Origin of the sequence: Bradyrhizobium huanghuaihaiense (assembly GCF_025200885.1) — a bacterium.
GTDB lineage: Bacteria > Pseudomonadota > Alphaproteobacteria > Rhizobiales > Xanthobacteraceae > Bradyrhizobium > Bradyrhizobium huanghuaihaiense.
In genome coordinates, this window is record NZ_CP104172.1 from 2279018 (window position 1) to 2292339 (window position 13322).

Consider the following 13322-nt stretch of genomic DNA (forward strand, 5'->3'; position numbering starts at 1 on the left):
TCATGCCTAGATCACGGCCGCGCCGGAGCGAAGTCAAGCGCGGCCAGGGCATGTCTGGGAGGCGCCGGATGTAGCGGAACCTATCGTCCTTCGCCTGCGCGCCACAACGCATCCAGCGCCTGGCGATAGGTCGGATAAGCCAATTTGACGCCGAGCTCGCGCTTCAATTTCGCATTGGAGACGCGGGCGCTGCTGGCATAGAAGCTGCGCGCCATCGCCGACATCTCGGCCGTCTCGAACGCCTCTTCCGGCGGCGGCGCAACGCCCATGAGCTGCGCGGCATAGGCGATCACGTCCTGCGGCGGCGTGGGCTCGTCGTCGCAGACGTTGAAGGTGTCGCCGCGCCCGTGCTCAATGGCGGCCATGATCGCGCTCGCGATGTCGTCGACGTGGATGCGGTTGAAGACCTGCCCCGGCTTGATGATGCGCCGGGCCGTGCCGGTTCGCAGCGTCACCAGCGCGTTGCGGCCGGGACCATAGATGCCGGCAAGCCGCAGGATTGCGACATTGCCGTACCCGCTATCGGTCCAGGCCTGCTCGGCCGCGAGCCGCAGGCGCGTGCGCTCGAAGGCGGCCTGCGGTGGCGTGCCTTCGTCCACCCACGCGCCGCCATGATCGCCATACACGCCGATGGTCGAGAGATAGATGATCTTGCGGTGACGCCCCGCCAGCACGCCGCCAAACGCCGCGATGGCGGGATCGCCATTGCTGCCGGGCGGGATCGACACCAGAACAACATCGGCCTCGCTGATACGTTCGAGCGTCGCGTCCGCGGGGCGGCTGCCGGAAAAGGCATGCACCTCGATATCCGGCAGGTCGGTTCGCTCGCCGGGATCGCGCACGGTGCCGGCGACATGCGAGAAGCTGCCGCCAAATTTGCGGGCGAAATGCCGGGCACTGTAGCCGAGGCCGAGGATGAAGAGCCGCATGCGTCTCCCGTGCAGGTCCGAGTTCCCGTCGCGCCAGCTGCGCGCCAGTCGCTCATAAGAGATTTTTGGGTCCGGCAAAAGATATTGCGATTTGTCTCGCCCGGCAGCCCGGGCGATGCTCGCCTGGCACAGGGAGGCATCGATCATGCAGGCAGAAGCGTTCGCTCTGGCGCCGGTGGATGCGGCCGAGCTGATCCGGCACGCGGCCGCGCTGATCTTCGATGTCGACGGCACGCTGGCCGAGACCGAGGAACTGCATCGGCTGGCCTTCAACCACGCCTTTGCCCGCGCCGGTCTCGACTGGCAATGGGACCGCTCCGTCTACAAGGATCTGCTGCGGGTGACGGGCGGCAAGGAGCGCATGCGCGCCTACCACGCGAGGCTGGGCATTGCCCAGGCATTGTCGGATGCAGACATTGCGGAGCTTCACCGCATCAAGACCGCGCATTACGCCGAGCTGGTCGAGACCGGCTGCTGCCCGTTGCGGCCGGGCGTGGCGGAACTGCTCGCTGCGGCGAAGGCGCGCGGTCAGCGGCTCGCGATCGCGACCACGACCTCGCACGGCAACATCGATGCGCTGCTGTCGCAGGCGCTGGGAACGCGTTGGGCCGCGGACTTCGATGCCATCGTCGCCGGCGATGATGTCAGGCACAAGAAACCGGCGCCGGACGTCTATCTCGAGATTCTGGCGCGGCTGAAGCTCGATGCCTCCGATTGTGTTGCGATCGAGGATTCAGCCAACGGCCTGATTGCGGCCTCACGGGCCGGAATTCCGGTTCTCATCACCCGCAGCATGTTCTTCGGGGATGACGACTTCAGCGCGGCGCGGGTGGTGCTGGACGATCTGGCGGGGCTTGGATGAGGCCGCCAACAAAAAAGTCGGAAAACAACCCCATGCACAGTAGGTCACGCCCGCGTGCTCACCCCGTTCAGTGGACGCGGCGGCTCGTTCTATCGTCCTCAGCCTGCTCGACAATCTGGGCGATCGGGCTCGACTGGTGATGCACCAGGCGCCAGCCGTCGCCGACGCGCCGAAAATGGTTGGCAGCCGCCAAAGCGGTACCGTCGACGATCTCGATGCAGAGCACGCGGGCGCTGTCGCCGTCGACGATGGCCTGCGGCTCGGCGCAGACGATCTGCGGCCGCTGCGGGTTTTGCAGGATGTCACGCCAGCTTCCGATCACCGTGGCGCGCCCGATGATGGCCGGCCAGCCGGGATGGATGCAGGAAATGCCGTCGTCGTCCGCCCACATCCGCTCCATGCCCGCGACGTCGCCGGTGGAGAAGGCGGCATAGAAGGCCGCGTTCGCGGCGATGACCTTGCTGTCCTTTGCCATGCCTCTCGGGTGCGGCAATGACAGGCAAAAATCAAGCGCGACTTGCGTTTGATTTTGCGTTCGATTTTGACCGCAGTGCAGCATTGGGGAGGCCGCTGCCTGCTTTGTGATCAGGCCGAAACCAGCGTCTCCACCGCCCGTCGCGCGCCATCCCGATAGAGACGGCCGAGCGCCGCGGTGACGGCCTCGCGCAGGCGCGGCTCGGTGCCCAGCGGTCCGAACACCTTCTCGACCCCGAGCAGGGCCGGCGCGAGCCGTTCGGCTACGGGACCAGCCTCGCGCGCGATGCCTGCGAACTCGGCGGCGAGGGGGTCGCGCACGTCGATGGCGCGGCCTTGCTCGTCCAGCGCGGTGACGTAGCGCATCCAGCCGGCGACCGCGAGCGCGTGTGTTGCGATCGGCAGGCCCCTCGCAAGGCGATCCTGCATCGCGCCGAGCAGGCGCTGCGGCAGCTTTTGTGAGCCGTCCATCGCGATCTGCCAGGTGCGATGATGCAAAGCAGGGTTGGCGAAGCGCTTGAGCAGCGAGGCGCGGTAGGCAGCGAGATCCGTACCTGATGGCATCGTCAGCGTCACCGCGGCCTCTTCCATCACCCGCGCGGCGAGGCGCGCGAAGTGCGGATCCCGCATGGTGTCGGCGATGGTCTCGTAGCCGCCGAGATAGCCGAGATAGGCGAGCGCGGAATGGCTGGCGTTGAGCAGCCGCAGCTTCATCAGCTCGAACGGCTTGACGTCGGTGACGAGCTCGACGCCGGCGGCGGCAAGGTCGGGCCGGCCCGCGGTGAAGCGGTCCTCGACCACCCATTGCGTGAACGGCTCGGTCATGACCGGCCAGGCGTCGCGAAAACCCAGCGCGTTCGAGACCGCGTCGCGGTCGGCGTCCGTCGTCTCCGGCACGATGCGGTCGACCATGGTGCAGGGAAAGGCGGCCGCATCCGCGATCCACTTACCGAGATCCTTCGAGCGGAGCGCGGCAAACTGCGTCACGATCCGCTGTACGGTGTGGCCGTTGGCGGCGAGGTTGTCGCAGCACAGCACGGTGAAGGGTGCTAGTCCCTGTGCGCGCCGGCGCGCCAGCGCAGCCACGATGAAGCCGGGCGCCGAGCGCGGCGCGTCAAAATTGTTGAGGTCGTGCACGACGTCAGGATGCCGCTCGTCGAGATCGCCGGTCTGCGGCGTGTGGCAATAGCCCTTCTCGGTGACGGTCAGCGAGACGATGCGGATGGCGGGGTCGGCCATCCGCTCGACCAGTGCTGCCGGCTTCTCGCGCGCGACGACGCTGTCGAGCAGGGCGCCGATGACGCGGTGCTCGGTGCCTTCGGCGGCGCGTACGGCAACAGTATAGAGATGATCCTGAGGGGCGAGGGCGTCGCGCGTATCCGGGCTGCGCAGGCTCGCACCGACAATGCCCCAGGACATGGCGCCGCTAGCGAGGCAATCGTCGACGACGACGGCCTGATGCGCGCGATGAAAGGCCCCGAGGCCGAGATGCACGATGCCGGGCGTGACGCGCGAGCGGTCGTAGGCCGGGCGGCGGATGGCCGGCGGCAAGCAGTCGAGATTGGCGCTGCCAAGGCGCATGGACGTCTCCCCCATTGCTTTGCCGCTGCTTGACATGGCGCCCGTCCTCGGTCAATGCTCCGGTCAATTGGTAAGACCAATTTTCCAAAAATTGGCGGGCCGCGGGTCTGAACAGCCTCGCGCGACCCTTCCGGGAGGACCAGCGTGCCGCTGGAAGCTGTGGAGGCGAGACGGCTTTATCGCCAGGTCGCCGATCAATTGCGGAGCCTGATCGACAGCGGCGAGTACGCGGTCGGCAGCCGCTTGCCGACCGAGCGCGAGCTGGCCGAGCAGCTCAAGGTGTCGCGGCCGACGGTGCGCGAAGCCCTGATCGCGCTCGAGGTCGAAGGCCGCCTCCGCATCCGCGTCGGGTCCGGCATCTATGTGATCGAGCCTGCCGCCGTTGCGGCGCCCGCAGCCGCTGCTGTCATCGAGGGGCCGTTCGAGCTGCTGCGCGCCCGCGAATTCCTGGAAAGCGCCATTGCCGAACAGGCCGCGCGCGTCGCGACGAAGGACGATATCGCCCGCATCGATGCGTCGCTCGTCGCGATGGAGAACGTCGAGCATCCCGGCGAAGCCTCGATGGTGCACGATCGCGCGTTCCATGTCGCGATCGCCGGAAGTCTCGGCAATGCCGTTCTGGTGCGCGTGGTCGGCGAGCTGTTCGACCAGCGTCTCAATCCCTATTTCGCGCAGCTCGCGCATTATTTCGAGAGTCCGGGCACGTGGCGCACCGCGCTCGACGAGCATCGCGCCGTGCGCGACGCGATCGTGGCGCATGATCCGGACGCCGCACGCAAGGCGATGCGCGATCATCTGGCGCGTTCCCAGGAGCGCTTCGCCCAGAATTTTGGCGCCGAGACCGCGGCCGGATCGTCGCCGGCCCGGAGCCGGACGGCGCGATCGGCGACAAAGCCGGCAAAACCAGAGCGGGCCTCGAAGAAGCAGGCCAAAGAACGCGCCAAGAGAAGCAGCGCGCGACGGCGATGAGATTGGGCGGCCCGCATCCGCTCAAGATGCGGGCGAACAAGAAGCAGACTTTAACGATGGAGGAAAAGTCAGTGTTGAAGAAGATGACGATGATGCTCGCGGTCTCCGCCGCGGCGATGCTTGCCACCACCCATGCCGGCATGGCGCAGACCAAGCTCAAATGGGCCCATGTCTACGAGACCTCGGAGCCGTTCCACACCGCTTCGGTCTGGGCCGCGCAGGAGATCGGCAAGCGCACCAACGGGCGCTACACGGTCGACGTCTATCCGGCCTCGCAGCTCGGCAAGGAAGCCGACATCAACCAGGGCCTCTCGCTCGGCTCGGTCGACATCATCATCTCCGGCTCGAGCTTCGCGGCCAAGAGCTTCGCGCCGATCGGCGTGACCTATTATCCCTACACCTTCCGCGACTCGGACCATCTCCTCGCCTACACCAAGAGCGACATCTTCAAGGAACTCGCCAAGGGCTATGAGGACAAGAGCGGCCACCACATCGTCGCCGTGACCTATTACGGCGTGCGCCAGACCTCCTCGAACAAGCCGATCAAGAGCTGCGCCGACCTCAAGGGCCTGAAGATGCGCGTGCCCGACGTGCCGGCCTACCTCGCCATGCCGCGCGCCTGCGGCGCCAACACCGCGCCGATTGCCTTCGCCGAAGTCTATCTCGCGCTCCAGAACGGTACCGTCGAGGCCCAGGAGAACCCGCTGACCACGATCGAGGCCAAGAAGTTCTACGAAGTGCAGAAGCACATCGTGCTGACCGGCCATATCGTCGACCACCTCAACACGGTGGTGGCGGGGGCGCTCTGGAAGAAGCTCTCCGACGAGGACAAGAAGATCTTCACCGACGTCGCGCAGGAGGCCGCTGCGAAAGCGACCGCGGAGATCAAGCAGAACGAGGCCAAGCTGGTCGCCTTCTTCAAGGAGAAGGGCCTGACCGTGACCGAGGTCGACAAGAACGAGTTCCGCGACACCGTGCTGAAGAACGTTGCGTTCGAGACGTTTGGCTATCGCAAGGCCGACTGGGAGAAGATCCAGGACGTGAAATAAGCAGCGCCGTCGTTCCGGGGCTCGCGAAGCGAGAACCCGGAACCTCGAGATTCCGGGTTCGGCTCTTCGAGCCGCCCCGGAATGACGCGAGCAAATCACGTGAGCGAGTTTTGAGGAGCACACCCATGTCGACCGCCGAAATACACCGGCAGATCACCGCGGACGAGATCGCCAACACCTTCGAGGAGGAGGCGACGCCCAAGGTCGATCTTGGCGTCTATGCTTTCGAGGACTGGGTGGCGCTGGCGATCTTCTGGGTGATGGCGCTGGCCGTCTTCCTCCAGTTCTTCACCCGCTACGTGCTCAACGACAGCTATGCCTGGACCGAGGAGATCGCGACCTACTGCCTGATCGGCGTGGTCTTCATCGGCGCCTCGATGTGCGTGCGGCTGTCGCGGCATATCCAGGTCGACCTGGTCTACCGCTATCTGCCGCATGCCGTCGCGCGCGTGCTGTCGACCATCATCGACCTGATCCGGATCGCCTTCTTCGGCTACGCCATCAAGCTGGTCTGGGTCTACATCCAGATCATCGGCGATGAGTCTATGACCACAATCAATCTTCCCAAGGATTACGTCTATTACGCCGTGCTGGCCGGCTTCGTGCTGATGTTCGTGCGCTCCGTGCAAGTGGCGCTGCAACATCTGCGACAGGGCTATTCGATCCTCGAACGTCCCGGCGCCTACGACGGTTTTGAAGGGTAACGACATGCTGCTGTTGCTTGGAGGCTTTCTCATCCTGATGCTGCTCGGCGTTCCCGTGGCGATTTCCATGGCCGCGTCGTCGCTGCTCTATATCCTGGTCAGCGGCGTGACCCCTGATGTCACGCTGGCGCAGCGCATGATCGCCGGCGTCGAGAGCTTTCCGCTGCTCGCCGTGCCGTTCTTCATCCTGGCCGGCAATCTCATGAACATCGCCGGCGTCACCGGCCGCATCTACAAATTCGCCGTCGCGTTGGTCGGCTGGATGCGCGGCGGCCTCGGCCACGTCAACATCATCGGCTCGGTGATCTTCTCCGGCATGTCCGGCACTGCGATCGCGGACGCCGCCGGCCTGGGCACCATCGAGATCAAGGCGATGAAGGACCACGGCTACTCCACCGAATTCTCGGTCGGCGTCACCGCGGCGTCCGCAACGCTCGGCCCCATCATTCCGCCGTCGCTGCCCTTCGTGATCTACGGCATGATGGCGAACGTCTCGATCGGCGCACTGTTCCTGGGCGGCGTCATTCCCGGCGTCGTCCTGACGCTGTTCATGATGGCGACCGTCACCTACTTCGCGCACAAGAACAAATGGGGCAGCGACACGCCGTTCTCGTGGCCGCAGCTTGGCTCGGCCGGTCTCGAGATCGTCATCGTGCTGTCGTTCCCGATGGCGATCTGGCTGATGGTGCTCGCCGGCCTCTCGGTCAACATGGCGGTCGTCATCGGTCTCGGCACGCTGCTCATTATCGACTGGTACTTCGACTTCTCGGCGGTGATGGCGCTGATGGCGCCGGTGATCCTGATCGGCGGCATGACGCTCGGCTGGTTCACGCCGACCGAAGCCGCCGTCGCCGCGGTGATCTGGTCGCTGTTCCTGGGCCTCGTCCGCTACCGGACCATGACATTCCGGACCGTCGCCAAGGCGACCTTCGACACCATCGAGACCACGGCCTCGGTGCTGTTCATCGTGACCGCAGCCTCGATCTTCGCCTGGCTGCTGACGGTGTCGCAGGCGGCCCAGATGCTGTCGGACTGGATGCTCAGCATCACCCACAACAAATGGGTGTTCCTGGCGCTCGCCAACGTGCTGATCCTGTTCGTCGGCTGCTTCATCGACACCACGGCGGCGATCACCATCCTGGTGCCGATCCTGCTGCCGATCGTGCTCAAGCTCGGCATCGATCCGATCCATTTCGGCCTGATCATGACGCTGAACCTGATGATCGGCCTGCTGCATCCGCCGCTCGGCATGGTGCTGTTCGTGCTCGCCCGCGTCGCAAAGCTCTCGGTCGAACGCACGACGGTCGCCATCCTGCCCTGGCTGGTGCCGCTGATGCTCGCACTGATCGCGATCACCTACATTCCCGAACTGACCCTCTGGCTGCCTAAATACATGGGACTCTCCAAATGACCTCGACCGCTCTCGCCGCAACCCTGTTCGGCCCCGAAGACCTGCGCATGATCGAGCATCCGCTCGACAAGCTTAGCCAGGGCATGGTGCGTATCCGCTTCGGTGCCGGCGGCATCTGCGGCTCGGACATGCACTACTTCCGCCATGCCCGCACCGGCGACTTCGTGGTGAAGTCGCCGCTGGTGCTCGGCCATGAGATCTCGGGCGAGGTGGTCGAGATCTCCGGCGCCGCCGCCAACCTGAAGATCGGCGACCGCGTTGCCGTCAACCCGTCGCGCTGGTGCGGCCATTGCGTCGCCTGCCGCGAGGGCCGGCCGAACCTGTGCGAGAACATCTACTTCATGGGCTCGGCCTCGAAGACGCCGCACATGCAGGGCGGCTTCGCCAATTACTTCGATGCGATCCCGGCGCAGTGCGTGAAGATTCCGGACCACGTCTCCTACCAGGCCGCGGCGCTCGCCGAGCCGCTCTCGGTCTGCCTGCACGCGGTCGCGCGCGCCGGCAATATCGAGGGCAAGCGCGGCATCATCTTCGGGGCCGGCCCGATCGGGCTTCTGACCATGCTCGCCGCGCACCGCGCCGGCATGGCCGACGTCACGGTGGCCGACATCGCGCCGGCGCCGCTGGCTTTTGCGACCAAGCTCGGCGCCTCGCATGTCGAGAATGTCTCCGCCGGCGAGGAAGGCTTGAAAGCACAAGCCGCGGCGCGTCCCTATGACGTCGCCTTCGAGGTCTCGGGTACGGCCGCGGGCCTTGCCAGCGCGATCGGCATCGTCAGGCGCGGCGGCGTCGTGGTGCAGATCGGTAATCTGCCGGGCGGCCAGATCCCGACGCCGTCGAACGCCGTGATGGCCAAGGAGATCGACCTGCGCGGCTCGTTCCGCTTCGGCTTCGAGTTCATGACCGCGGTGGAACTGATCGGCAACGGCAGCGTCGACGTGCTGTCGCTGGTCACCGCCGAGCGGCCGCTGTCGACCGCGCCGGACGCGCTGCGGCTGGCGCTCGACCGCTCGCAGAGCGTCAAGGTCGTGCTGACCGCGAACTGATTGGAGAACGCGCATGATGCTGGAGGGATGGCGCTGGTACGGGCCCGATGATCCCGTCTCGCTCGATGACGTCAGGCAGGCCGGGGCGAGCGATATCGTCTCGGCGCTGCATCAGGTGCCGATCGGCGAGGCCTGGACGCGCAAGGCGGTCGAGGAGCGCAAGAATTTTATCGAGAACGGCCAGCCTGGCCGCTCAAAGCTGACCTGGTCGGTGGTGGAGTCGATCCCGATCCCCGACGACGTCAAGCGTCTCGGCGGAAAGGCGACGAAGTCGATCGAGGCGTGGATCGCAAGCCTGGAGGCGGTCGCCGCCTCCGGCATCAAGATCATCTGCTACAATTTCATGCCTGTCGTCGACTGGTGCCGCACCGACCTCGAATGGGAGCTTCCCAACGGCGCCCGCGCCATGCGCTTCGACCAGGATCGCTTTGCCGCCTTCGAGCTGCATATCCTGAAGCGCCCGGCGGCCGTGCAGGAATATTCGCCCGAGCAGCAGGCGCGCGCGAAAGAGCTGTTCGAGCAGATGAGCCAGGCCGACATCGACTATCTCGTCATGGTCATCGCCAGCGCGCTGCCGGGCTCGACCACGGAGCCGATGACGATCCCGCAATTCCGCGACCGGCTCGAGACCTACCGCGACATCACGCCGAAAATCCTGCGGCAGCACCTCGCGGAATTCCTCGCGCGTGTCACGCCGGTCGCCGAGCAGCTCGGCGTCTCCCTGACGCTGCATCCGGACGATCCGCCGCGGCCGCTGTTCGGCCTGCCGCGCATTGCCTCCAGCGCCGACGACTATCAGGCGCTGTTCGATGCCGTGCCGTCGAAGGCCAACGGCATCTGCCTGTGCACGGGCTCGCTCGGCGTGCGCGCCGAGAACAATCTGCCCGAAATGGCCGAACGCTTCGGCCCGCGCATTGCGTTCGCCCATCTGCGCGCGACCAAGCGCGAGGCGGATGGCCTGTCGTTCTACGAGTCCGATCATCTCGACGGCGACGTCGACATGGTCGCGGTGCTCAAGGCGCTGCTGAAGGAGAACGCGCGACGTTCGCCGGACAAGAGGATCGTGTTCCGCCCCGACCACGGCCACCGCATGCTCGACGATCTCGCCGCCACCAAGCGCACCAATCCCGGCTACACCGCGATCGGCCGCCTGCGCGGCCTCGCGGAGTTGCGTGGCGCCATCAGGGCGATTGAGCATCGGTAGTATCCACATCGTCATTGCGAGCGGAGCGAAGCAATCCAGACTGTCTCCTCGGAGGGATTCTGGATTGCTTCGCTGCGCTCGCAATGACGTGGAGAGAGAGGAAGCTCAATAACACGCGTCCATCGCGCCGAGCTTCGGATAGAGTCGGTCGATCGCGGCGATCTCGCTTTTCATCTGGGCGATGATCCAGTCGCGGATCTCGGCGGCGATCGGGCGCATCAAGCGGTTGCGCGGCGGCAGGAATTCGCAGATGCGGCGCGTGGTGGTGAGCGTGTCGGAGGCTGGCACCAGCGCGCCGGTGAGCAGCCAGTGCGAGGCGACCGTCAGCCAGCCCAGCGCGATGCCCTGGCCGAGCAGCGCGGCCTGCACCACGACGGCATAATCGGTGAAGCTGAGCGCCTTGGCCGCGCCGCGGCGCCCGGTGAGAAGTGATGCGTAATCCGCAGCCCAGTCGCCCGGCGTCTCGGCGAGGCGGATGATGGTGTTGCCTTCAGTCGGATCGGTCTCGCCGAGATAGCCGGGGCTGCACATCGGCAGCATCACTTCCTTCATGATCAGCGTGCCGCCGGACGAGGGCTCCTCGCGATCGCGGAAGCGCATGCCGAGATCGACATTCTCCACCGGCCCGCGCAGCGCGCCGGAGATGAGCTGGAAGCGCAGGTCGACTTGCGGAAACTGCTTCTGCAGCTTGTCGATGCGCGGCATCAGCCAGTGCGTGGTGAAGGCGGAGGAGACCGACAGCGTCACCGTCTCGGTGCCCTTGCGGCGCCGCTCGATCTCGACGAGCCCGCTCTCGATGCTGCGGAAGCCTTCGAGCACGCGGCGATACAAGAGCTCGCCTTCCTCGGTGAGCACCGCGCGGCCCGCCTTGCGATCGAACAGGCGAACGCCGAGATGCTCCTCGAATTGGCCGAGCATCCGGCTCACCGCCGGCTGCGTCACGTTCAATTCGGCGGCCGCCGCGGTGAAGCTGCCATTGCGCGCCGCTGCGTCGAAGACGAACAGGGCGTTACTGGACGGCAGCATGCGGCGGAGCTCGGGCATAACGTCATGTTATGGGCGCGGTGAGAATTTGGCAATTGCCGAGTTTTGGCAAGTCTGGTGTCATTAGGATGACAGCCTAAAGACAGGGCCTTCGAGAGAAGATTTGGTGCAGCGCACGCTTCGGCGGTGAATGCTCCAAACCCCTGTCTATAAAGCAGGCTTATGGCGTGCAGTGAGGCACGGCGGCTAAGGGACATGGCGAGGTCGATCGTTGGACAAGCGAGCGGAAAGCGTCGAGATCAGGTCCGCCAGCAAGGCCTATGGCGCCGTTCGCGCCCTCGACGACGTTTCGCTCAATGTCGGCGCCGGTGAATTCGTCTCGCTGCTCGGCCCCTCCGGCTCCGGCAAAACCACGCTGCTCGGCATTTTGGGCGGCTTCATCCTGCCGACGTCAGGCACGATTCTCTTCGGCGGCCGCGACGTCACCTGGATGCCGCCGCACAAGCGCGACATCGGCGTGGTGTTCCAGAACTACGCGCTGTTTCCGCATATGAGCGTCGGCGAGAACGTCGCCTTTCCGCTGCGTGCGCGGCGCCTGCCGAAATCCTCCTGGCCGGACAAGGTGCGCGCGGCACTCAGCATGGTCGGCCTCGCCGGCTATGAGGAGCGCGGCATCGCGCAGCTCTCCGGCGGCCAGCGCCAGCGCGTGGCGCTGGCGCGTGCCATGATCTTCGAGCCGCGCCTGATCCTGATGGACGAGCCGCTTTCCGCGCTCGACAAGCAGCTGCGCGAATCCATGCAGATCGAGCTGCGCGCGCTGCACAGGCGCATCGGTGCCACCATCATCTATGTCACCCACGACCAGCGCGAGGCGCTGACCATGAGCGACCGCGTCGCCGTCATGAAGGACGGCCGGCTGGTCCAGATCGACGAGCCGGCGCGGCTGCACGATCATCCCGCCGATTCCTTCGTCGCCAGCTTCATCGGCGAGGCGACGATGCTGCCGGTCCGCCGCGTCGATGCCTCCAGCGTCTCTCTCGGCAATGCCTTGCTGCGCAGCGCGCGTGCGATCCCTGATGGCGACGCGCTGATGCTGGCCGTGCACAGCGAGAAGCTGCTGATCGACGACGGGGCGCAGGATGCCGCCTGCAACCGGCTGACCGGGACCGTCACCGACATCGTCTACCAGGGCGAGAGCCTGCGCATTTTCCTCGCGCTCGCCGACGGCATCGCGCTCAGCCTGCGCCAGCCGAGCTACCACCAAGCCTATCACCGCATTCCGCCGCTCGGCGGCAGCCTCACCGTCACGCTCCACCCCGAGGACACCATCGTGGTGCCCCGGGTGGGGGACTGAATTCAAGCCGCGTCCAACCGGAGAGAAGAAACCACATGTCGACCCAAGCCGCGTTCAGCAACTTCAAGGTTCTCACTTTCGACGTCGTCGGCACCTTGATCGACTTCGAGACCGGCGTGCTCTCCGCGGTGCGCAGGATCTCGGGCAAGACGCCGGCCGAGCTCAGCGACGACAAGATCTTCGAATCCTACAAGCGCGGCCGCGACGAGCATTATGAGCGCTCGAGCGAGGTGATGTTTCACGTCTACCGCTATCTCGCCAAGGAGCTCGGCCTGCCGGCGGATGACGCCTCCTGCGACGTGTTCCAGCTTGCTGTGCTGCGCTGGGGCCCGTTCCCCGATTCCGTTGAGGCGCTCAAGCGGCTGCGCACGAAGTTCCGCTTGGTCGCGATGACCAATGCCGATCGCGTCGCGCTCTCGTGCTACGCGCATGCGCTGGGCAATCCCTTCGACGACACCGTCTGCGCCGACGACACCGGCGTTGCAAAACCCAATCCGGAGTTCTTCGCCTACAACAAGGGTCGTCAGTCCGCCTTCGGCTACAAGCAGTCCGACATCCTGCACGTCGCGCAGAGCCAGTATCACGACATCGGGATCGCGCGGAAGCTCGGCTACAAGGTGTGCTGGATCGAGCGCCGCCAGGGTATCGCCGGTTTCGGCGGTACGCCTGCGGTTGAAACGTTGACCAAGCCGGACTTCCATTTCCCGACGCTGAAGGCGCTCGCGGATGCGGCGATCGGTCCGGCGGCGTAACGG

13 protein-coding genes are annotated in these 13322 nt (G+C 65.7%); 9 read left to right on the forward strand and 4 right to left on the reverse strand.

Annotation, left to right across the window (positions count from 1 at the left end; genetic code table 11):
- Positions 1–80 precede the first annotated feature (80 nt).
- Complete coding sequence (locus N2603_RS10805; RefSeq protein ID WP_260388706.1) at positions 81–929, reverse strand: SDR family oxidoreductase; 849 nt, start codon at positions 927–929, stop codon at positions 81–83.
- Positions 930–1074: 145 nt separating this feature from the next.
- Here N2603_RS10805 and N2603_RS10810 point away from each other — a divergent pair, with 145 nt between their 5' ends.
- Complete coding sequence (locus N2603_RS10810; RefSeq protein WP_260388707.1) at positions 1075–1791, forward strand: HAD family hydrolase; 717 nt, start codon at positions 1075–1077, stop codon at positions 1789–1791.
- A gap of 67 nt (positions 1792–1858) precedes the next feature.
- Here the strand turns inward: N2603_RS10810 and N2603_RS10815 are convergent, their stop codons facing one another.
- Together N2603_RS10815 and N2603_RS10820 are read right to left on the reverse strand one after the other, a co-directional pair.
- Positions 1859–2266 carry a nuclear transport factor 2 family protein gene (locus tag N2603_RS10815; protein ID WP_018641213.1) on the reverse strand — a complete coding sequence of 136 codons (408 nt, stop codon included), beginning with the start codon at positions 2264–2266 and terminating at the stop codon, positions 1859–1861.
- A 110-nt stretch (positions 2267–2376) separates the two neighbouring features.
- Positions 2377–3846, reverse strand: a complete 1470-nt coding sequence (locus N2603_RS10820) for a mannitol dehydrogenase family protein (RefSeq protein ID WP_260388708.1) — start codon at positions 3844–3846, stop codon at positions 2377–2379.
- A gap of 144 nt (positions 3847–3990) precedes the next feature.
- Between N2603_RS10820 and N2603_RS10825 the strand changes: the two genes are divergently transcribed.
- The 6 genes from N2603_RS10825 to uxuA all read left to right on the forward strand — a co-directional run bounded on the left by N2603_RS10825 (position 3991) and on the right by uxuA (position 10229).
- A complete protein-coding gene (locus N2603_RS10825) occupies positions 3991–4815 on the forward strand; it encodes a FadR/GntR family transcriptional regulator (protein ID WP_260388709.1) in 825 nt (274 codons plus the stop codon).
- A gap of 89 nt (positions 4816–4904) precedes the next feature.
- Positions 4905–5864: a sialic acid TRAP transporter substrate-binding protein SiaP gene (locus tag N2603_RS10830; RefSeq protein WP_260424179.1), complete on the forward strand. Its 960-nt coding sequence runs from the start codon at positions 4905–4907 to the stop codon at positions 5862–5864.
- Positions 5865–5989: 125 nt separating this feature from the next.
- On the forward strand, positions 5990–6568 hold the full coding sequence (locus tag N2603_RS10835; RefSeq protein ID WP_260388710.1) for a TRAP transporter small permease: 579 nt from the start codon (positions 5990–5992) through the stop codon (positions 6566–6568).
- A gap of 4 nt (positions 6569–6572) precedes the next feature.
- Entirely contained in the window at positions 6573–7979 is a 1407-nt protein-coding gene (locus N2603_RS10840) for a TRAP transporter large permease (RefSeq protein WP_260388711.1), read from the forward strand.
- Positions 7976–9025 carry an L-idonate 5-dehydrogenase gene (locus N2603_RS10845; protein ID WP_260388712.1) on the forward strand — a complete coding sequence of 350 codons (1050 nt, stop codon included), beginning with the start codon at positions 7976–7978 and terminating at the stop codon, positions 9023–9025. The genes N2603_RS10840 and N2603_RS10845 overlap by 4 nt, the downstream gene beginning before the upstream one ends.
- Before the next feature lie 13 nt (positions 9026–9038).
- On the forward strand, positions 9039–10229 hold the full coding sequence (gene uxuA / locus N2603_RS10850; RefSeq protein ID WP_260388713.1) for a mannonate dehydratase: 1191 nt from the start codon (positions 9039–9041) through the stop codon (positions 10227–10229).
- 105 nt (positions 10230–10334) lie between these two features.
- On the opposite strand, the gene N2603_RS10855 is transcribed toward uxuA, so the two are convergent.
- Positions 10335–11273: a LysR family transcriptional regulator gene (locus N2603_RS10855; protein WP_260388714.1), complete on the reverse strand. Its 939-nt coding sequence runs from the start codon at positions 11271–11273 to the stop codon at positions 10335–10337.
- A 211-nt stretch (positions 11274–11484) separates the two neighbouring features.
- On the opposite strand from N2603_RS10855, the gene N2603_RS10860 reads away from it, so the two are divergent.
- Both N2603_RS10860 and N2603_RS10865 read left to right on the forward strand, forming a co-directional pair.
- The gene (locus N2603_RS10860) at positions 11485–12567 is read left to right on the forward strand and encodes an ABC transporter ATP-binding protein (protein WP_260388715.1); all 1083 of its coding nucleotides are present in this window, start codon (positions 11485–11487) and stop codon (positions 12565–12567) included.
- A gap of 35 nt (positions 12568–12602) precedes the next feature.
- Positions 12603–13319 (forward strand): HAD family hydrolase, encoded by a 717-nt coding sequence (locus N2603_RS10865; protein WP_260388716.1) that lies wholly within the window; start codon positions 12603–12605, stop codon positions 13317–13319.
- Positions 13320–13322: the final 3 nt, after the last annotated feature.